The organism is Janthinobacterium violaceinigrum, from assembly GCF_009208555.1.
Classification (GTDB): Bacteria; Pseudomonadota; Gammaproteobacteria; order Burkholderiales; family Burkholderiaceae_D; genus Janthinobacterium; species Janthinobacterium violaceinigrum.
The window spans coordinates 1-19,171 of record NZ_WFLI01000019.1 but is presented as its reverse complement, the minus strand read 5'-3'; the positions used below and the strand labels follow the sequence as shown (position 1 = coordinate 19,171).

At 64.7% G+C, this 19,171-nt stretch carries 19 protein-coding genes; 12 read left to right on the top strand and 7 right to left on the bottom strand.

The genetic code is table 11. From position 1 onward, the window contains the following. Positions 1 to 20: 20 nt before the first annotated feature. From prpB to GCN75_RS16705, 3 genes are all read right to left on the bottom strand, one after another. On the bottom strand, positions 21 to 908 hold the full coding sequence (gene prpB, locus GCN75_RS16715) for a methylisocitrate lyase (protein ID WP_152283467.1): 888 nt from the start codon (positions 906 to 908) through the stop codon (positions 21 to 23). A 359-nt stretch (positions 909 to 1,267) separates the two neighbouring features. After that, positions 1,268 to 1,516, bottom strand: a complete 249-nt coding sequence (locus GCN75_RS16710) for a hypothetical protein (RefSeq protein WP_034751890.1) — start codon at positions 1,514 to 1,516, stop codon at positions 1,268 to 1,270. 122 nt (positions 1,517 to 1,638) lie between these two features. Next, the gene (locus GCN75_RS16705) at positions 1,639 to 1,875 is read right to left on the bottom strand and encodes a hypothetical protein (protein ID WP_152283466.1); all 237 of its coding nucleotides are present in this window, start codon (positions 1,873 to 1,875) and stop codon (positions 1,639 to 1,641) included. A 187-nt stretch (positions 1,876 to 2,062) separates the two neighbouring features. On the opposite strand from GCN75_RS16705, the gene GCN75_RS16700 reads away from it, so the two are divergent. From GCN75_RS16700 to GCN75_RS16680, 5 genes are all read left to right on the top strand, one after another. Further along, positions 2,063 to 2,920, top strand: coding sequence for an MBL fold metallo-hydrolase (locus tag GCN75_RS16700; protein WP_152283465.1), 858 nt, complete (start codon positions 2,063 to 2,065; stop codon positions 2,918 to 2,920). A 139-nt stretch (positions 2,921 to 3,059) separates the two neighbouring features. Then, positions 3,060 to 5,213, top strand: a complete 2,154-nt coding sequence (locus GCN75_RS16695) for a T6SS effector phospholipase Tle3 domain-containing protein (protein ID WP_152283464.1) — start codon at positions 3,060 to 3,062, stop codon at positions 5,211 to 5,213. Positions 5,214 to 5,343: 130 nt separating this feature from the next. Next, complete coding sequence (locus GCN75_RS16690) at positions 5,344 to 6,672, top strand: hypothetical protein (protein ID WP_152283463.1); 1,329 nt, start codon at positions 5,344 to 5,346, stop codon at positions 6,670 to 6,672. Positions 6,673 to 6,681: 9 nt separating this feature from the next. Then, on the top strand, positions 6,682 to 8,028 hold the full coding sequence (locus GCN75_RS16685; RefSeq protein ID WP_226941432.1) for a hypothetical protein: 1,347 nt from the start codon (positions 6,682 to 6,684) through the stop codon (positions 8,026 to 8,028). A gap of 229 nt (positions 8,029 to 8,257) precedes the next feature. Further along, entirely contained in the window at positions 8,258 to 9,646 is a 1,389-nt protein-coding gene (locus GCN75_RS16680) for an MFS transporter (protein WP_405002822.1), read from the top strand. Positions 9,647 to 9,761: 115 nt separating this feature from the next. Here the strand turns inward: GCN75_RS16680 and GCN75_RS16675 are convergent, their stop codons facing one another. From GCN75_RS16675 to GCN75_RS16665, 3 genes are all read right to left on the bottom strand, one after another. Further along, positions 9,762 to 10,667, bottom strand: coding sequence for a LysR family transcriptional regulator (locus GCN75_RS16675; protein ID WP_152283461.1), 906 nt, complete (start codon positions 10,665 to 10,667; stop codon positions 9,762 to 9,764). Between the two features lie 5 nt (positions 10,668 to 10,672). After that, the gene (locus tag GCN75_RS16670; RefSeq protein WP_152283460.1) at positions 10,673 to 10,906 is read right to left on the bottom strand and encodes a hypothetical protein; all 234 of its coding nucleotides are present in this window, start codon (positions 10,904 to 10,906) and stop codon (positions 10,673 to 10,675) included. Between the two features lie 95 nt (positions 10,907 to 11,001). Then, positions 11,002 to 12,444, bottom strand: a complete 1,443-nt coding sequence (locus GCN75_RS16665; protein ID WP_152283459.1) for a M20/M25/M40 family metallo-hydrolase — start codon at positions 12,442 to 12,444, stop codon at positions 11,002 to 11,004. 173 nt (positions 12,445 to 12,617) lie between these two features. Here GCN75_RS16665 and GCN75_RS16660 point away from each other — a divergent pair, with 173 nt between their 5' ends. From GCN75_RS16660 to GCN75_RS16650, 3 genes are all read left to right on the top strand, one after another. Then, the gene (locus GCN75_RS16660) at positions 12,618 to 13,148 is read left to right on the top strand and encodes a GNAT family N-acetyltransferase (protein ID WP_152283458.1); all 531 of its coding nucleotides are present in this window, start codon (positions 12,618 to 12,620) and stop codon (positions 13,146 to 13,148) included. Between the two features lie 120 nt (positions 13,149 to 13,268). Continuing rightward, positions 13,269 to 13,709 carry a glycine zipper 2TM domain-containing protein gene (locus GCN75_RS16655; RefSeq protein ID WP_152283457.1) on the top strand — a complete coding sequence of 147 codons (441 nt, stop codon included), beginning with the start codon at positions 13,269 to 13,271 and terminating at the stop codon, positions 13,707 to 13,709. Between the two features lie 143 nt (positions 13,710 to 13,852). Further along, positions 13,853 to 14,803, top strand: a complete 951-nt coding sequence (locus GCN75_RS16650) for a PP2C family protein-serine/threonine phosphatase (protein ID WP_152283456.1) — start codon at positions 13,853 to 13,855, stop codon at positions 14,801 to 14,803. Between the two features lie 34 nt (positions 14,804 to 14,837). On the opposite strand, the gene GCN75_RS16645 is transcribed toward GCN75_RS16650, so the two are convergent. Further along, a complete protein-coding gene (locus tag GCN75_RS16645; protein ID WP_152283455.1) occupies positions 14,838 to 15,245 on the bottom strand; it encodes a DUF2177 family protein in 408 nt (135 codons plus the stop codon). Between the two features lie 345 nt (positions 15,246 to 15,590). Here GCN75_RS16645 and GCN75_RS16640 point away from each other — a divergent pair, with 345 nt between their 5' ends. From GCN75_RS16640 to GCN75_RS16625, 4 genes are all read left to right on the top strand, one after another. Then, a complete protein-coding gene (locus GCN75_RS16640; protein ID WP_226941431.1) occupies positions 15,591 to 17,222 on the top strand; it encodes an FHA domain-containing protein in 1,632 nt (543 codons plus the stop codon). Positions 17,223 to 17,707: 485 nt separating this feature from the next. After that, a complete protein-coding gene (locus GCN75_RS16635) occupies positions 17,708 to 18,301 on the top strand; it encodes a metal-dependent hydrolase (RefSeq protein ID WP_152283454.1) in 594 nt (197 codons plus the stop codon). A gap of 115 nt (positions 18,302 to 18,416) precedes the next feature. Continuing rightward, the gene (locus tag GCN75_RS16630) at positions 18,417 to 18,926 is read left to right on the top strand and encodes a sigma-70 family RNA polymerase sigma factor (RefSeq protein WP_226941430.1); all 510 of its coding nucleotides are present in this window, start codon (positions 18,417 to 18,419) and stop codon (positions 18,924 to 18,926) included. After that, positions 18,926 to 19,171 (top strand): FecR/PupR family sigma factor regulator (locus tag GCN75_RS16625; protein ID WP_152283452.1); only part of this gene is annotated, 246 nt, incomplete at its 3' end. The genes GCN75_RS16630 and GCN75_RS16625, both read left to right, overlap by 1 nt.

Sequence of the window (19,171 nt, the reverse complement as noted above, 5' to 3'; positions counted from 1 at the left end):
TGCGGCCCCTGCTTCTCTCTTTATTTCTTTTGCGCAGCGAACAGCGCATCGAGCTTTTGCTCGAAGTCGTGGTAGTTGATCGATTCATACAGCTCCATGCGCGTCTGCATGGTGTCGACGACATTCTTTTGCGTGCCGTCGCGGCGCAGCGCCTGATAGACGTTTTCCGCCGCCTTGTTCATGGCGCGGAACGCCGACAGCGGATACAGGGCCAGGCCCACGTGGGCGCTGCGCAGTTCGTCCAGGGTGAACAGCGGCGTGGAACCGAATTCCGTGATGTTGGCCAGGATGGGCACGTTGACGGCCCTGGCGAACGTGGCGTACATGTCCAGGTCCGTGATGGCTTCCGGGAAGATCATGTCGGCGCCCGCTTCGACGCAGGCGACGGCGCGTTCCAGCGCCGCTTCCAGGCCATCGACGGCCAGCGCATCGGTGCGCGCCATGATGACGAAGTTCGGGTCCGTGCGCGCATCGACGGCCGCCTTGATGCGGTCGACCATTTCTTCCTTGCTCACGATTTCCTTGCCCGGACGATGACCGCAGCGCTTGGCGCCCACCTGGTCTTCGATATGCAGGCCGGCCGCGCCGAACTTGATCATCGATTTCACCGTGCGCGCCACATTGAAGGCGGACGCGCCGAAGCCCGTGTCGGCATCGACCAGCAGCGGCAAGTCGCACACGTCGGTGATGCGGCGGATGTCCGTCAGCACGTCGTCCAGGCTGGAAATGCCCAGGTCGGGCAAGCCCAGAGAGCCGGCCGCGACGCCGCCGCCGGACAGGTAGATGGCCTTGTAGCCGGCGCGCTTGGCCAGCAAGGCGTGGTTGGCGTTGATGGCGCCGACCACTTGCAACGGGGATTCTTCCTGGACGGCCTTGCGGAATGCGGCACCTGCGGAGTATTGAGTCATGTGTTCACCTTATGGGGTTCGGATGGTCCCGAATGTTTCACGGAGTGGCTATGAGCATCAGTAGTGCAAATGCCGTGCCAGGCCGGCGCGGCGCGGCGCACAACACGTGACGGCAGAGTGAAAACAGGCGAAAAGTGGCCAGCCAGCGCTGCTCCAGGGCTGTCACGCCACGGAACGGCAATGTCACGTTTGTCCAGTATGATGTTTCATTATTGTTTCAATATTTCATTTTGAAACACAATATTGAAACATGTAACAGCACTGGCTGAAAAGGTGGAGGCAGGCAGAGGCGCCGCCGGTGGCGCGCAATAAAAACAGCCGGCGGATGCCGGCTGCGGGAACACTGAAAGAGTAAAGAACTAGGCCAGCCGTACCAGCGGGTTGGCGATGATGTTGTCGATCTGGCGCACGGCTTCTTCGCAGGCGGCGGCAATGGCGCCCTCCTCGTCGTCGCGCACGAACTGCATGGTCGAGCCTTCGAACACTTCCAGGCCTTCCGCCGTGGCGCGCTCGATGTCGCAGCTGGCCGACCATTTGCCATCGGTGGTGGGCACGGCCAGGGGAACGATTTCCCAGCCTTTATAGTGAATTTTAGAACTGCTATTCATGGGGTGCCTCCTTCGTGGCTGACTCAATGGGGAAATCGTAGCATGAAGCGCGGCCGCTAGCGACGTGTTTCACGCGCCAGCCTAAGCCAGGCGCACTTTCGGGCTAAACGATTTACGCTGGCTCAAGGGCGCAGCAGATTATCGACTTCCGTCTTGGCCACTTCCAGGCCGGCCGTGCAAGCCGTTTCGGGCGCCGCATAGCCGCCCAGGGTGCGGCTGCGCGTGATCGCCTGCGCCGCCGTCTCGCCTTCGCGCTGCAGGCTGTAGGTAAAATCCCATAAATCGTCATTGTCCTTTTGCGGGGTCACCGAAATCGTAAAACCGCGATATTGCTCGCTGCGTGCAGTGGTATCGTTCATGAATTCCTCCTTGTGGGATGAGGTTACCACGCAGCAAGCGCCAGGGTGCGCACGACTGTGACGGGCGCATGCCTGCGCGCTTATCTGTTTTTCGCATGTTAAATGTCAATTTTCAACATTTTTTCAGCGAACTCTGGCGCTATAATGCCCTTCCCTGTCCATCCCTTGCCCGTCCCTTGCCGCCGCGATGACCCCACAAATCCAAGCCTTCTTCGACCCCGCCACCGCCACCGTCACCTATGTTGTCTACGAGACGGATGGCCAGGACTGTGCCATCATCGATTCCGTGCTCGACTACGATCCGAAGGCGGGCCGCACCTCGACCACGTCAGCCGACAAGGTGATCGCCTTCGTGCGCGCACACAGCTTGCAGTGCCGCTGGCTGCTGGAAACCCATGCGCATGCGGACCACCTGTCCGCCGCGCCCTACCTGCAGCAGCAGCTGGGCGGCGACGTGGCCATCGGCGCCGCCATCCAGACGGTGCAGCAGGCGTTCGCCGCCGTCTACCACCAGGGTGCGGCCAAGGCTGACGGCTCGCAGTTCGACCAGCTGTTCGCGCCCGACCAGGTGTTTTATATCGGCAAGCTGGAAGTGCGCGCGCTGCACGTGCCCGGCCACACGCCAGCCGACCTGGCTTACCAGATCGGCGACGCCGTGTTTGTCGGCGACACCCTGTTCATGCCAGACGTGGGCTCGGCCCGCTGCGATTTCCCCGGCGGCTCGGCCGCGCTGCTGTACCATTCCGTGCAGCGATTGCTGGCGCTGCCGCCCCAGACGCGGCTGTTCATGTGCCACGACTACCCGCCCAACGGCCGCGAGGCGCGCTGGGAAGTGACGGTAGCCGAACAGCGCGCCAGCAACATCCATTTGCGCGACGGCATCACGGAAGAACAGTTCGTGGCCATGCGCACGGGCCGCGACGCCACCCTCGACATGCCGACCTTGATCCTGCCCGCCATCCAGGTCAACATCAATGCGGGCAAGCTGCCCGAACCGGAAGAAAACGGCGTGCGCTACCTCAAGATACCGCTGAACGCGATCTGACCGCCCCGGCATTCCCTGCCCGCCGCCCCTCCTTTCTTGACACCACGCAAGTTCCACCTCAGGCAATCCGCATACAGTGCAGATTGCCCGAGCTCGCTTGGGCGACGCTTTTCTTCATTAACGCTGACGGAGCGCCCGCATGTCGCCCGACCCCACGCTAGCTGGCAACTGCATCCTGCTCGCCGAAGCCGAAGGCACGGCCCTGTTCAGCCATGCGCTGCTCCAGGCCGCCACGCGCCTGCCCCGCCCCGGCATCGTCATCTTCGTGCATGGCGTCAATTCCGATGGCGAATGGTATGAGCAGGCCGAACAAGGCCTGTGCGCGGGCCTGAATGCGCGCCTGAAACGCCGCGACGAGGATCTGGCGATCCCGGGCCCGGCGGCCGGGCAGATGCAGGCTGCCACCTACACACGCGAATTGACGGATGACGGTTTCCTCAATCCCAAGCGCAACGCCACCACCTTCCTGCAGGCAGACGATGCCAATTCCCCCGTGATCCGCTTCCGCTGGGGCTACAAGGCCAATGGCGAGGAATTGCAGGCGTTTGGCGACGGCATCTATCTCAACGAAAAGAATTACTGGGGCGGCGGACCGTTCGCCAACGGTTGCAGTGCCCTGCCGGATCTGTGGGGCAAGGGATTGTCCGAGGAACTGTTCCTGTGGATGCATATCCAGCACATGAACCCGACGAATGACCGGCAAGTGTATGCCTGCCCGCCGCGCCCGTATTTCGTGTTTGCCGCCTGGCGCCTGGCGCGCCTCGTGCAATCGATCAGGGCATGCCAGCACGACGCTCCCGTCACCATCGTCTGCCATAGCCAGGGCAATATGGTGGCCATGGCGGCCGCCTTTCTCGGTGAAACGCTCGGGCCGTCCGCCGTGGCCGACAGCTACGTGCTGTGCAACCCGCCCTACAGCCTGCTCGACAGCAACTTCACGGAAAACTGGGTCAGCGGCCATTTGACGGACGAACATGGCAACACGGGCCGGCAAAAATACGCGGCGCGCACGCAAACCTTGAAAGCGTTTTTCAACATCCTGCGCGCCCGCTCGGCAATGCAGCAGGATGCCGCCTTCGTCGACGAGTGCAGCGCCAATCGCAAGCCTGAGCGCAAGGACAGCTATACGGCCGCGTTCGACCGTGCCGACCACGGCTTGCATGGCTCCACCTATGGCAGGGTCACCTTGTATTTCAATCCGCACGACCAGGTGATCTCCGCCACGCCCGTGCAGGGCATAGGCTGGCGCGGCATGTCGGCGCAGGAAATTGCCGATACGGGCGGCGACGGCGTCTTTACCCAGCGCGTGTTTGCGCAAAATCACCTCGTCGGCCAGGAAAATGAACAGGACTACGATATCTGGCAGCGCAATGGCCAGCCCTTGGCGCCGGACAGCCTTGATTTCTGGCACCCGCGCTCACTGGTCGCCGAGTACTCGATCGAAAAGGGCATGCGGGCCAGCAAAGGCATCGGCCGCAAGATACTGACTTTTTTGTTCGCGCCCATCGTCATCATTCTCGCCAGGACGGCCGGCACGCGCATCAACGCCCTGCCGCCCAAGGTCTGGCGGCTGCCGATGAAGGCGCCCAAGCTGCCCTTGCCCTTCCTGCCGCATTCAAAGCGTTTTGCCGACATCGGCGAAGCATTTGACGAAGACTGCGATGCCCCGGCCGACTCCCTGCACAAGGAACGCGCCGCCGATGCCGATGCCGATGCCGATGCCGATGCCGATGAAGCGTATGCGCCTTACCGCTCCCGGGGCAAAGGCGATGCGCACACCGAGGCAGCGCTGCGCTACGAACAGAACGGCATGCTGCGCATGCAGGCCAGGCGCGACGGCTGGGCCGAAAATGGCAAGCCTGTGACGGCGGTGGACCAGCCGGAAGAGGCTTCCACGGAATTCAAGGCCTGGCGCAAGCAGGAAATCCAGAACTACCTGGCCGCCAATATCGACACCCACGCCACCGATCACTCGACCATCATGACCAATCCCGAGCACGCAGAAAAGGCGCTGGCGTATGACGTGGCGGTGGGGGTATGCACGATTGGGCAGGAGGCGTTGCGCGAATTAAGGGTTGCGGCGGATTGGAGCCTATTGAAAGGCGCCTCTTTCGAGTCTGGAGAATTCTTTGAATACTACGACAATGGCACATTTAAAACTGTCCCTCTATTTACGTGGGCAAATGACAAAGACAGCCCTGCCAGAAAGCCGAGAGGCATCATAGACGAACGCCAGAACGCCAAGCCCGCCAGCACTTCCAGCAACTTTGCGCTAAGGACTGACGGTGCATAAGTTCATTGCCACGCCGCGCCAGCGACTGACCTGGGCCATCGCCACGTTTCTCTGCGTCATTTTCCTGGCACTTTGGTTCACCTGGCCCGGTGATGCCGGTCACCAGCATGTCCATTCTCCTGGAGACTTCATGAAACAGTTCCTCGCGCTGCCCATGCTGGCCGCCAGCTCCATGTTTGCGCTATTGACAGCCTGCGCCGTGAAGCCGGCGCAGAAGGAAGACGGTCTCCCAGAAACCACTGTCCAAGCTCCCTTCCGCGCACAGGTCGTGGGCCTGCAGTGGCTCAACCCTCTGCAACGACGCGACTATCCCACCGAGTGGCAACTGCTCTGGACGCTTGGCCTGGCCAAACCCAACAAGAATGACGATATGGTCAGGACGGATCCCAGGGGTTTCAGTACCTTGCAGGCAGTCGCCCCCATTGCCCACGATATCAATGGAAGGGAAACGTTCAAAGGCTATCACCATAAATATCTGCGCGAACTGATGACCAATTTTCACGATATTTATTATTCCAGCCCCATCTACTTCTACCATGTCTACCCCAAGGATAAAAAACAGAACTGGCGCGAATTGGCGGGCATCCGCGTGGAGTATGCCCTGCCTGAAGGAAAATTCGATCCGGTAGAAGTACACCAATTCACGCAACAAACCATCACCGACACCTTCAGTATCGGCAACACCCACTTTCCCACCCTCTGGACCCGCGCCACCCCGCCCGACGTGCGCATCACTCTCGGCGGCAACAACGCGGGCTTCGTCTCCCTGAACGCCGCGCTGGCCTACCTGGAAGCGCATCCGAAGCAAACCGTGTGGGTCATGAACTGGGATGCGCCGAGCCGGCCCAAGCCCATGCAGATCAATGAAAACCTCGTGCTGCTGGTGCTGGCCGGCCCCGATTACAAGACGGAGCGCGCGGCGCTGGCGTGGATAGCTTATCCGGCCACGCGGAAGGTGGCCGATTTTGAAACGGGCAAGGACAAGCCGCCGCGCGCCGTGCAGGCGTGGCAGGCGGTATTTGCCGAGGCGGCGCGCCATGGCGGCAAGACGGAGGAAGACATCGGCTACGTCATCCACGACGCCAATAAAACGCTGCCCACGTCATCCGACCGGCTGGCATGGCTGGCGCAGGCCTTGAGCCTGGAAGTGCCCGGCTTCGACTTCCTGCAGCAGACTTTCAATACGCCGGCCCTGCTGGGCGAAATGGGCGCCGGCACGGCGCTGACCAATGTCGCTCTGGGTATCGCCCATGCGAACCACGTCGGCCAGCCCGTGCTGGTGGCGGGCACCAGCGATCCGGACAGCGTCACGGGCGTGCTGGTCTTGCCGCCAGCCAAAGTACGCCCCATAGACCACGACCAGCCGTGGTTCCGCGCGCGCGGAGAGAATAACGCCTATCTGCCCTGGTGGGGCATCCGGCATGACACGGCGGACGACATGCAAGGCTACTCGCAGTGAGGTGGATGGATGGCTTACGTAATAAATAAACGCGAGCTACGCACCTTGGCCGCCGTCGCCGCCTGCTCCATGTTTGCGCTATTGACAGCCTGCGCCGTGAAGCCGGCGCAGAAGGAAGACGGTCTCCCAGAAACCACTGTCCAAGCTCCCTTCCGGGCACAGGTCGTGGGCCTGCAGTGGCTCAACCCTCTGCAGCGGCGCGACTATCCGACCGAGTGGCAGCTGCTCTGGACCTTGGGACTAGCCAAACCCAACAAGAATGACGATATGGTCAGGACGGATCCCAGGGGCTTCAGCACCTTGCAGGCGGTCGCGCCCATTGCCCACGATATCAATGGAAGGGAAACGTTCAAGGGTTACCACCATAAGTACTTACAAGAACTGATGAGCAATTTCCACGATATCTATTTTTCCAGCCCCACCTACTTCTACCACGTCTATCCCAAGGATCAAAAACAGAACTGGCGCGAACTGGCAGGCATCCGCGTGGAGTATGCCCTGCCTGAAGGAAAATTCGATCCGGCAGAAGTTCATCAGACAGTAAAAGATGAAATTATCAGCAATTTCGAAATCGGCAACCCCCACTTCCCCACCCTCTGGACCCGCGCCACCCCGCCCGACGTGCGCATTACCCTCGGCGGCAACAACGCGGGTTTCATCTCCCTGAACGCCGCGCTGGCCTATCTGGAAGCGCATCCGAAGCAAACCGTGTGGGTCATGAACTGGGATGCGCCGAGCCGGCCCAAGCCCATGCAGATCAATGAAAACCTCGTGCTGCTGGTGCTGGCCGGCCCCGACTACAAAACGGAGCGCACGGCGCTGGCGTGGATAGCTTATCCGGCCACGCGCAAGGTGGCCGATTTTGAAGCGGGCAAGAACAAGCCGCCGCGCGCCGTGCAGGCGTGGCAGGCGGTATTTGCCGAGGCGGCGCGCCATGGCGGCAAGACGGAGGAAGACATCGGCTACGTCATCCACGATGCCAATAAAACCCTGCCCACGTCATCCGACCGCCTGGCACGGCTGGCGCAGGCCTTGAGCCTGGAAGTGCCCGGCTTCGACTTCCTGCCGCAGACCTTCAATACGCCGGCCCTGCTGGGCGAAATGGGCGCCGGCACGGCGCTGACCAATGTCGCCCTGGGTATCGCCCATGCGAACCATGTGGGCCAGCCCGTGCTGGTGGCGGGCACCAGCGATCCGGACGGCGTCACGGGCGTGCTGGTTTTGCCGCCAGCCACGGTGCGGCCCATAGCCCACGACAAACCGTGGTTCCGCGCGCGCGGCGAAAACAAGGCGTATTTGCCGTGGTGGGGCATCCGGCATGACACGGCGGACAATATGCAGGGTTACTCGGATTAACGTCCGAAGCACTGGCCGCTGGCTCGCAACGACCTTCCCAGCGACTCGGTCGCGCTAACATATGGCGTCAGACGCAACAACATAGTGCATATGCTGCGCCTTCCGCCATGCCAGATCCGCCGCTACCATGTGATGACCCCATTCGAGGATCAGCCACGCCATGCATGCACCGTCAAAATCCGCTCCACCCAGCCAGCAGGCGTCTCAGGCCGCCAGCGCCACGAGGCCCGTGCGCGGCGCGCTTGCCAGCCTGTCCCTGGCGATGCTGCTGCCCGCGCTGGGCACCAGCATCGCCAACGTGGGCCTGCCCGGCATGGCCAGCGCCCTGCATGCCTCCTTCCAGGATGTGCAGTGGATCGTGCTGGCCTACCTGCTGGCCATCACCGCCCTGATCGTCAGCGTGGGCCGCCTGGGCGACATCGTCGGCAGGCGCCACCTGCTGCTGGCCGGCATCGTCCTGTTTGCCCTTGCCTCCGCCCTGTGCGCCCTGGCGCCCACCTTGTGGCTGCTGGTCGCCGCGCGTGCCCTGCAAGGCCTGGGCGCGGCCGCCATGATGGCGCTGACCATGGCCTTTGTCGGCAGTACCGTTCCCAAGGCGCAGACGGGCAGCGCCATGGGCCTGCTCGGCACCATGTCGGCCGTCGGCACCACGCTGGGCCCCGCGCTGGGCGGCCTGCTGATCGCGCGCTTCGGCTGGCAAGCCATTTTTCTCGTCAACGTGCCGCTGGCCGGCCTGGCGCTGCTGCTGGCCTGGCGGTACCTGCCGGCGGACCCGCGCGGCGCGGCCGCCAAGCGGCCCGTGTTCGACCACCGCGGCACCGTGCTGCTGGCGCTCACCCTGGCCGCCTATGCGCTGGCCATGACCCTGGGCCGCGGCGATTTCGGCGTGCGCAACGCGGCGCTGCTGCTGGCCGCCTGCATCGGCGGCGCGCTGTTCCTCTGCGTCGAACGCAAGGCGCCGGCGCCGCTGATACACCTGCCCATGCTGCGCGCCCCCGTGCTGGGCGCTGGCCTGGCGGCCAGCATGCTGGTGTCGACGGTCATGATGTCCACCCTGGTCGTGGGTCCCTTTTACCTGGCCCGCGGCCTGGGCCTGGGGGCAGCGGCTACCGGCATGGTGCTGGCGGCCGGGCCGCTGGTGGCAGCGTTCTGCGGCGTGCCGTCCGGCTGGCTGGTGGACCGCTACGGCGCGCAGCGCATGGGCGGCGCGGGCCTGTGCGGCGCCGCCGGCGCCTGCCTGGCGCTGGCCCTGCTGCCCGCCAGCCTGGGCATCGCCGGCTATGCCGCACCCATCATGCTGCTGACGGCCAGCTACGCGCTGTTCCAGGCGGCCAACAATACAGCGGTGATGGGCGACATCGCCGCCGAACAGCGCGGCCTCGTCTCCGGCATGCTCAATCTGTCGCGCAACCTGGGCCTCGTCACGGGCGCCTCCATGATGGGCGCCGTGTTCGCCGCCGGCGCCAGCAATATTGCCAGCGCCCCGCCGGCCGCCATGATCCGTGGCATGCATGCCACCTTTGGCGTGGCCAGCGCGCTGATACTCGCTGCGCTGGCCATTTTCCTGCTCAGCCGCGTCTTCGGCAAGCGCCGTTCGCCTGGCGGAGACCGCGCGTGATGCGCCACCGCACCATGCCAGCGCTGTTACTGCTGCTGGCCCTGGCCCTCGGCACCTCCCTGTCCGGCTGCTGCTGGCCCTGAACTGCCGCGCCGGCAGGCCGGCAGCGGCGGCATCAGGCCCCGTCCAGCTGGCCCGCGCAGGCGTCGATCACGCAGCCGCGCAGCCAGCGGTGGGCAGGATCGGCATCCATGCGCGGATGCCACATCAGCGACACGGTCAGGTCGGGCATGCGCAGCGGCAGGGCAAAGCTGAACATGCCGGCGCGCAGCTTGCCCGTATGGCGTTCCGGCACGGTGGCGATCAGGTCGGAACCGGCGGCCAGCGCCAGCGCCGCCGCAAAGCCGCCGACGATGCTGGCGACCGTGCGCTGCAAACCCAGGGCGGCCAGCGCGTCGTCCATCGGTCCCGTCTCCTGGTCGCGCCGCGCCACCAGCACATGCTGGCCGGCCGCATAGCGCCCGGCGCTGATCTCGCCTTGCGCCAGCGGATGGCCGCTGCGCACCACGCCCACGAAACGGTCGCCAAACAGCCGGCGCGTGCGCACTTCCGGGCTGGTCAGGCTGCCGATCACGCCCGTTTCCAGGTCGATGCTGCCCTCGCGCAGCAGCACGCTTTCGCGGTCGATCTTTTGCACGAAACGCAGCCGCACGCCGGGTGCCTGCGCGCCGATATGCGCGAGCAGCGCCGGGCCGAAATTTTCCACGAAGCCGTCGCTCGCACGCAGCGTAAACGTCTGCGCCAGCTGGCGCGGGTCCAGCTGCTGCGCCGGTCCCAGCACGGCCAGCACCTCGCCCAGCAGGGAGCCCACGCTTGCGCGCAGCTCCAGCGCGCGCGGCGTGGGCACCAGTTCACGCCCGGCGCGCACCAGCAGCGGATCGCCGGTCGTCTCGCGCAGGCGCGCCAGGGCCCGGCTCATGGCCGATGGGCTCAGGCGCAGGCGCCGCGCGGCGCGCGTGACGCTGCCTTCGGCCAACAGGACATCGAGGGTGATCAGCAGGTTCAGATCGGGCAGCGGCATGGTGCTTATCCTGGCATGGGTTGCCGGCGCCACAGCTGGCGCCCGCCGATCTCGATACGCTCCAGTTCACCCGCGGCGCGCAACTGCTCCAGCGCGGCCTCGATGATCTCGCGTGGAAATTGCCCGCCCAGCCACCATTGCGCTATCCCATCGAGCGTATCGGCGCTGTGGGGACGCCCGGCCACGTAGGCACGGATCTGCTGGATGGCGCTGTCGATGGCGGTGGAAGCTGGTGTCATGGCATGCGGTGGACAGGGGTTGGGGGAATATCGCAAACAAACACGCACAAACACGCGGGCCGCGCCGCCAGGGCGGCGGCCCGCGACAGGGCGACTTACTCGCCCTGCTCCGGCGCGCGGCCGATCTCGCCGTCGATATTGGCCAGGAACCAGGCCAGCGACGACATCAGCGCCACGTTGCGCTTCAGGTTTTCCGGGTCGACCTTGTCCAGCGTGTCGGCCGGCGTGTGGTGGTAGTGGAAGTAGCTGTGGCTGTCGACCAGCGGCTCGAAGCTGGGCACGCCGGCCGTTTCCAGCCGGTGCAAGTCGCCCGTGCCCAGCGCGTCGCGGCGCGTGAACGCGTGCGCGCCCATCGGCTGCAGGGCCGCGCGCAGCGGCGCAAACAGTTTTTCCGACTTCGCTCCCACGCTGGCGAGGATGCCGAACGGGCGGCCGGCGCCGCTATCCATCTCGATGGCAGCGTACTGCTTGCCCAGCGCCTGCTTGTGGGCCTCGAAATACGCCTGGCCGCCGCGGCCGCCGTTTTCCTCGTTCATCCAGGCGATCACGCGGATGGTGCGGCGGGGATGGTAGTCGAGCTTTTTCAGGGTTTCCAGCACGCCCATGGCCGCCACCACGCCGGCGCCGTCGTCATGCGCGCCCGTCGCCAGATCCCAGGAATCGAGGTGGCCGGAGACCACCACCACTTCGTCGGCCTTGTCCGTGCCCGGCCAGTCGGCAATCACGTTGTAGCTGTCCGCTTCGGGCAGGTTTTGCGGCGTCAGGGTCAGGTGCAGCTTCATCGGGCCGCGCGCGGCCAGGCGGCCCATCAGCAAGGCGTCTTCCACGGTGACGGCGGCGGCGGGTATGCGCTTGCTGTCATCGAGTCCCGTGGCGCCCGCGTGCGGGATGCGGAAATCGGCGCCGCCCACCGAGCGCACCAGCGCGGCCGCCGCACCCAGGTCGGCCGCCGCCTTGGGCCCCAGGAAGCGCGCGCGCGAACCCTGGCCATAGGTGACGCCAGCCAGGCCGCGCTCGGCCATCTCCTGGTCGAATGGCGTATCGATCAGCACGATGGCGCCCTTCACTTCCGCCGCGCGCGCCTTCAGTTCTTCCACGCTCCTGACGATGATCAGGGGCGCCGTCAGGCCGGCGGCCGGCGTCGCGCCCGAGCCGCCCAGGGCCGTGAGCACCACGCGCTGCGACACGCCCTGCGGACGGCCCGCATAGTCGACGATTTCCGCCGTTTCCACGCCGCGCACCCAGTGTGGCACTTTCACGGGCTGCAGGGTGACCTTGGCGCCCAGCTGGCGCATGGTGTCGGCCACCTGCTGCACGGCGGCAGCGGCGCCGGCGGAGCCGGACAAACGCGGGCCGATCAGATCCGTCATGTCGGCCAGGCGCGCATATGCCCAGTCGCTTTGCAGTGCCGTGTCGCGCACCTGGGCCAGCGCTTGCGGCGCATTGCCCGGCGCGGCGGCAAAGACGTTGGCGCTGATGGCGCAGGCAAGGGCGAAGGACAAACGGCGCAGCGGCGCGCCAGTCGAGACGATATTCATGTGTTTCAATTCCAGTCAACAAGGTCGAAGCGGGTACGCCGTGGCCAGGGGCAAGGCGCGGCTTTCTACGATAGCGTATTTATTCTGTCATTGCAGCAACTTTTACGGGATCGATTGCCTGTTTCGGCCAGAGTCGATTACCATGCAGATCGTGATCGTTACCGGATACCGCCATGCTCAAGGGAACTCTCTGTACCATCCGGCATTTGCAGGCCGCCGACCTGAATACCTATCTGTCCCTCGTCAACGACCTGCCCTCGCGCGGCGAGTTCTTCTCCATGCAATTCAAGTCGCCCGAGGCCATGCGGCGCGACTTCCTGCAATCGGGCTTTGTCACCGAGGACAGCGAGTTGTTCCTCATCGAAGACAAGGCCCAGCACATCATCGGCACGATCACGCATTTCAAGAGCCGCACCCCGGCCTCGCGCGAAATCGGCTACCGGCTGTTCGACCGGCAGCGCGACGGACAAGGCTACATCAGCGAAGCGACGCGCCTGGTGGTCGACTACCTGTTCAAAGCCTATCCCTATCACCGGCTCGAGCTGCTCATGGATCCGCTGAACGTCGGCTCCGAGCGCATCGCGCAAAAGAACGGCTTTACCGAGGAAGGCCTGATGCGCCAGGCCTTTTTCATCAACGGCGTCATGCGCGATGTCAAAATGTACAGCTTATTACGCCCCGAATGGCAGGCGCGCCTGCGCTGACTTGTTACCGCCCGGGCAGGATTGTAATAAGTTGTATTAGACGTGGAACAAGCTGGCGGCAGCAGATATAGTCCAGTCCATGCAGATCATTGTGATCTCGCCGGAATGGAAGGAAATGCCATGTTGAACAAGAAACTCCTGGGTGCGGTAATGGTAGCGGCAGTGGCTGTGTCTTCGGCCGCAGTCGCCGGTGACCGCGACTTCAATACCGTTGCAGGCGCTGTCGTCGGAGCGGCCATTGGCAACAGCACCGGCGGCCGTAACGGCGCAATCGTCGGTGGCGTTATCGGCGCTGCCGTCGGCAACAGCATCAATACGAATGACCGTTATTACGACCGTGGTGGCTATCGCGGCGGTTACCGCGAAACCTATTATGCGCCTGCCCCGCAGCCCGTTTACTACGCGCCGGCGCCGCAACCCGTGTATTACGCGCCGCCACCGCGCTACTACGGCCCGCCGGCCGTCATCTACGTGCAGCCGGGCCGCGGCTACTACCGCGACCATGGCCGCCGCGACTATTATGACCACGACCGTGGCCACGGCTGGGGCCATCGCCGCTAAGCGCCTCCCCGCCTCCTGAAAAACCTGCGCCAGCCTGCTGCCGCAGGTTTTTTTGTTAGATAGGCAAGGTATCGCACACGCACAATATCGGCTAAGCTGTGTCCTATGATCAACATTGCTGGCCGCCCGGACCGCACCAACCGATGCATTTAATTAAAGACGAGCTCGATTTCGGCCCCTGGCTCGATGCTGCCGCCGGCACCAGCGTGGGCGCCGGCCCGCTGCCGCGGCGCGAAAACCAGGATAACTTCCTGCTGATCGATGCCAGCGGCCACGCCGTCTGCCTGTCGCGGCAAATGCCCTTGCACTGCCAGGTGCCGGGCTGGCCGCCCGGCCATGTGCGCGCTGCCGTGCTCGACGGCATGGGCGGCCACGGCCACGGCCGCGAGGCGGCGGAAGCGGCCGTGCAAGGCTTGCTGGCCATGCCCGCCTGCCTCGATGCGGCCAGCCTGGCAGCCAGCCTCGACGAGTTGCACACGCGGCTGCAGGACAGTTTCGCCCAGGCCGCGCCAGCCCAGGCGCGTCCGCCCGGCACCACCCTGACCTTGCTGGAAGTGCCGCCCGGCGAAGCGCCGCTGCTGTATCACGTGGGCGATTCGCGCCTGTATGAAATTGCCGACGGCGTAGCCACCATCCTCACCGTCGACCACGTGCCGGCCACCGTGTACGCCATGCGCGGCGCGCTCGACGAGGCGCGCTGGCGCGCCGCCGTGCACGGCCAGCACCACCCGCAAATCGCGCAGGCATTCATTTTAGGCAACGCCATCGGCGACAGCCTGCAACTCGACAAGCCCCTGCGCGGCCTCGATGCGGCCACCTTGCCGCCCTTCCTCGCCCATCTGGCCGACCGCCGCGTGCTGCGCGTGCGGCCCGGCGCCCACTATCTGCTGGCCAGCGACGGCTTCTGGGCCTGCGACGATCCGCTGACCCTCACGGGCCGCTGGCCCGCCTTGTGTGCCGGAAAGACCGCCGCACAGGCCATCAGCGCCCTGTTCGACGATTTCCTGTCCCAGCCGCCAAAAGGCTTGCACAGTGACAACATCACCATGCTGGCGCTGCGCTTCGACGCGGCATTCACGGTGCCGGGCGGATAAGTCCCTAATTACATTCGCACTCGTTTGCCGGGCCTTACCTGGCGGCCAGGTAGCCGGCCGCCGCCGACACGGCCGACAGCACGGCGCCCCAGCCCATGTCGATCAGCGTCAAGGTCAGCGGCCAGTCCCGCAAGGTCGCATAGTTGCTCAAGTCATAGGTGCCGTAGGCCAGCAGCCCCAGCAGTGCGCCCAGCGCTGCCGCCGTGCGTCCGCGGCGCGCGCGCAAGCCAGGCAGGATGGCAAAGACCAGCAGCCCCGCCACGTACAGCAGGTAAAACAGCGCGGCCGGCGCCCAGCGGGGCGATTCCGCCAGCAGCGGCCCCAGCGCCGCGGCATACACGGGCTTCATCAGCACCGCCAGCCACAGGGCATCGAGGGCCAGAAATACGCACAAGGTGGCGCCATAGGCGATGGCAAGCTGACGCGGGCGTTGGGCAGGCATGGTCGTCTTTCGAAGTCAGGCGGCATCGGGGGAGCGGCTGTGCCAGCATAATACAAAACGCCTTCCAGTTCTTGTCGCGAGTGTCACCATGCACAGCCGGCGTCCACGCGCGTGGATGGAAACCTGTTTCAGGCAATATCAAAATAACATATCCAGAAAGACATAAAATGTGTTTTTGAGCAATGGTTTCCATGGTATGTATGGCAGGGTGTGACCAGGGACATGAATTTGGGCAAAAAGAGTGGATTCCGGCACCGTGAAAGTTGCCAAGCGGGCGCAAAAGCGCGTAAGCTCTCATGTATAACAGAGGGCAAAATGCCCCCGCTCGATTCGAGTCAGAATGTCATGAAAAAATGCAGCAACCCGGAGCACCCGCACTGTACGTTCTGGGTCTTGCCTGGGGATACAGTCTGTGCGGGCAACCACCCGCAAGCGACGACTGCTCCCAGCAGCTACGACCTGTTGACCGCACTGCGCAGCGCCCGTTCCGAGCCCTCGGCAACGGCGCTTCCGCACGCCCCTGCACATGACCCTGTCAATTCCGATGCCGTCATTCCAGCGGTGACCGGCCCCGCGCCCCATGCCGGCAACGCGGCACCGGCCGGTGCGCCGCGTCCATCCGTCTCCATGCCGGCCGCCGCCACGCCCCTGTTCACGCCCGCGGCCCCGCCAGCGGTTCCGCCGGCTTACCAGCCCGTGCAAGCCCACCTGCACATCAGCGGCTTCGATCCCCGTGCGGCAGGCGGACGGCAAACCCTGAAAATGGAATTGCGCGGCATGAGCGCTGCCTGCGCGCCGCAGCTGACCTTGCGCCTGCGCTCGGACCTGATTCCCCGCGGGCAAGTGCAGCATGATTTCGTGCGCACCACGCGCGGCGACTGGCGGCCCGTGTTTGTTGAATTCTCCTCACGCAACAAGGAACATGGGCAATACCAGATCGAGGTGGAAGTGCACAGCCACGTGGACGGCGCCGTGGCGCAGAAATGGGTATGCACTTTCGTCATTCTGGTGCCGCGCCGCGACGCCACCCTGACGGAAATCCACCAGATCTTCCTCAGCACGCACAAGAATGTGCGCGTGATGGCCGACGACGCCTCGATTGCCCGCGTCACGGGCGGCGATGGCTGCAACCTCGACGTGACGGCGCGCAATGCCGGCATCGCCCACGTGGATCTGTCTGCGCCGCAAGGCAAGATCGACATGGGTTTCACCACCATCGCCTGGGACGAGGAACTGATCGAAGTCGACCTGCCCGCCGCCAGCCACTGCCATCCGCACCCGAGCCAGGCTGCGTGTCTCGTCAATGCGGCGCCGGAAGCGGGCGAACAGCGCCAGATCCGCCTGTTCGCGCTGGAAGAATGCATGCTGGGCCGCTTCGAATTGGTGGACCCGGAAGCCGATGTGCTGCTCAGCCATTTCAGTCCCGACGGCCAGGACAACAACGGCTTGACGCGCCGCCTGTCGGGCCGCCACGCCATCATCCGGCGCAGCCAGCAAGGCTTTGAAATCGAGGACGTGTCGCGCTATGGCTTGCTGCTCGACGGCGTGTGGCCCGGCAAGCACAAGCCCGTGGCCCTGCGCCTGGGCATGCGCATCGAATTGTCGGCCAGCATCAAGGGCATCGTCGTGCTCAGCGTCACGGCCATCTTCGCGCACGGCGTCATTTTGCACCGCATCGACCATGGCGCGCGGGCGGAATGCTTTTACCTGCTGCTGCCGGAAGCCCAGCCCACGCTGGCCGTCCACGCGGCCGCCCCCAACGCGGCCGCGCTGCCCATGCTGTTTCACCGCAACGGCGGTTTCTGGCACCTGGACGTGGCCACCGGCAAGGAAACAGCCCTGGCGCCCGCCACGGCGCTCGACAAGCTCAGCGGCTTTGCGCGGCACAACCGTTTCGCCAGCGAACCGTATCCGGAATGCTGGATCATCCGCACCGAAGGCGCGGCGCTGTGCGATAGCACCATGCAAACTGCCTGATACAACGCCTCCCGCCACCTGACCGCTAGCGTCTGAAAAATGGTCAGAGCAAGGCGCGCTGCCGAAGACAGTACGAATGTACGGCAAGGCAGTGCAACGCAGCTATGGCCTTTTTTCGGACGCTAGCGCGGCACGAGTACCAGGAAAATCATCGATAGGCCCAGTATAAACACCGCTTCCAGCGTAAACACGATGGCGGGAATCTGCAATTCGCGCGGGATTTTCATGGCGATACCTCTTCAAAACGTCGAACTGCTTTCAGCATAGCGCGCCCTGCGCCGATTGCATTATCAGCCGCACAACACACTTGACCGGCCGGCATCCCTTGCCGGGCTCGCTGGCAAGACCATCCCGACACATTATTTAACAAATTATCGGCAGATATTCTGCAAATAGCACCCCTCGCTGCCCCTGCATACTGTATATTCATCCAGTTAATATTGCTTGTAATTCACAAAGCGCCCGCATGGCGTTTTACATTTCCTATGGCTTCCAACAAAGCGCATCATGCGACCGGTTGGGCTGCCGGCGTGATCGCCGCAGCCCTGGTCGCGCACGCTGGCGCCGGCGGCCCCTATCAAGTGCTGAGCATGCTCGCCTTTGTCATGGGCGCGCTGGGCGGCACGGCGCCGGACTGGCTGGAAGTGGCCTGGTGGGCGCGCACGCACCGGCTATGGATCACGCACCGCACATGGACCCACTGGGGCCTGGCCTGGATCGCCCTGCTCGTCTACACCTGGCTGCAACTGCCGCACCACTTCTGGGCGCCGCCCCTGTTCGGCTTTGCCGCGGGCGGCATCATGCATTTGCTGGCCGACTGGCCCAATCCGCTGGGCGTGCCCTGGATCTTCCGCCGCCACTCCTTGCGCTGGTGGAAAAGCGGCCGCCACGACATCATCGTCATCATCGCTGCCTGGCTGGCCGCCACCATCGTGGCCGACCATGTGTTTTTCGACGGCATCCACTGGCAGCGCAGCGTGCTGGCGCTGGACAGCCTGCTGCACTGGTCCGCCAGCGCACTCCAGACGGCCTGGGCGGATCTGCAACAGTGGCAGGAGCGCTGGCGCCTGGGAAGCTGACGCCAATTGACGCCGGCAGCGTGGCAATGTGATAATGAGTATCATTCTCAAACAGCCCAGCCAGCCGGCACCCTGCGTTCCGTCAGCCCAGCCCTTTCCTTGCCTGGAGAACGCAGTGAGCACCGTCCATCCCACCCATGCCATCCACCTGCAGACCCTGTACAGCGAGCACCACGGCTGGCTGTATGGCTGGCTGCGCGGCAAGCTGGGCAACCGCGCCGACGCGGCCGACCTGGCGCAGGACACCTTTCTACGCCTGCTGGGCAAGCGCGAGGCGGCACCGCTGCGCGAACCGCGCGGCTACCTGGCCACCATCGCGCGCGGCTTGCTGATCGACCGCTACCGGCGCCAGGCGCTGGAGCAGGCCTACCTGGAAGCGCTGGCGCAGCAAGCCGAGCCAACAACGATGTCGGCCGAAACGCATGCCATCATCATCGAAACCCTGCTCGCCATCGACCGCCTGCTCGACAGCCTGGGCGCGCGCACGCGGGCCATCTTCCTGCTGGCGCAAATCGAAGAACTGAGCTACGTGGAAATCAGCCAGCGCCTCGGCGTGTCGCTGCCGACGGTCAAGAAACACCTGGTGCGCGCCTACACGGAATGCCTGATGCTGGCGGCCGGCTGATGTTCGGCACGCTTGCCGCTTCCGCGCCCATCGCCCGCAAGGTGCTGGCCGCCGCCGCCCACTGGCACGTCGAAGTCAAATGCGGCAGCGCGGACCCGGCCGCCCTGCAGGCATGGCGCGACGCCAGCGCCGAACATGAACGGGCCTGGGACCTGCTGCAGCGCATGGACGGCCAGCTGGGCACGCTGCCGCCGGCGCTGGCCCTTCCCGCGCTGCAGGCGGCGCAGCAGCGCCGGCGCGCCACC

Bases quoted from the DNA above. Each gene is read 5' to 3' on its own strand.
- GCN75_RS16675 (WP_152283461.1), bottom strand. From the start codon at position 10,667: ATGCCGCTGCCCGATCTGAACCTGCTGATCACCCTCGATGTCCTGTTG.
- GCN75_RS16665 (WP_152283459.1), bottom strand. From the start codon at position 12,444: ATGAATATCGTCTCGACTGGCGCGCCGCTGCGCCGTTTGTCCTTCGCC.
- GCN75_RS16700 (WP_152283465.1), top strand. From the start codon at position 2,063: ATGACCCCACAAATCCAAGCCTTCTTCGACCCCGCCACCGCCACCGTC.
- GCN75_RS16710 (WP_034751890.1), bottom strand. From the start codon at position 1,516: ATGAATAGCAGTTCTAAAATTCACTATAAAGGCTGGGAAATCGTTCCC.
- GCN75_RS16685 (WP_226941432.1), top strand. From the start codon at position 6,682: ATGGCTTACGTAATAAATAAACGCGAGCTACGCACCTTGGCCGCCGTC.
- prpB (WP_152283467.1), bottom strand. From the start codon at position 908: ATGACTCAATACTCCGCAGGTGCCGCATTCCGCAAGGCCGTCCAGGAA.
- GCN75_RS16705 (WP_152283466.1), bottom strand. From the start codon at position 1,875: ATGAACGATACCACTGCACGCAGCGAGCAATATCGCGGTTTTACGATT.
- GCN75_RS16645 (WP_152283455.1), bottom strand. From the start codon at position 15,245: ATGCCTGCCCAACGCCCGCGTCAGCTTGCCATCGCCTATGGCGCCACC.
- GCN75_RS16690 (WP_152283463.1), top strand. From the start codon at position 5,344: ATGAAACAGTTCCTCGCGCTGCCCATGCTGGCCGCCAGCTCCATGTTT.
- GCN75_RS16650 (WP_152283456.1), top strand. From the start codon at position 13,853: ATGCATTTAATTAAAGACGAGCTCGATTTCGGCCCCTGGCTCGATGCT.
- GCN75_RS16670 (WP_152283460.1), bottom strand. From the start codon at position 10,906: ATGACACCAGCTTCCACCGCCATCGACAGCGCCATCCAGCAGATCCGT.
- GCN75_RS16640 (WP_226941431.1), top strand. From the start codon at position 15,591: ATGAAAAAATGCAGCAACCCGGAGCACCCGCACTGTACGTTCTGGGTC.
- GCN75_RS16635 (WP_152283454.1), top strand. From the start codon at position 17,708: ATGGCTTCCAACAAAGCGCATCATGCGACCGGTTGGGCTGCCGGCGTG.
- GCN75_RS16695 (WP_152283464.1), top strand. From the start codon at position 3,060: ATGTCGCCCGACCCCACGCTAGCTGGCAACTGCATCCTGCTCGCCGAA.
- GCN75_RS16655 (WP_152283457.1), top strand. From the start codon at position 13,269: ATGTTGAACAAGAAACTCCTGGGTGCGGTAATGGTAGCGGCAGTGGCT.
- GCN75_RS16660 (WP_152283458.1), top strand. From the start codon at position 12,618: ATGCTCAAGGGAACTCTCTGTACCATCCGGCATTTGCAGGCCGCCGAC.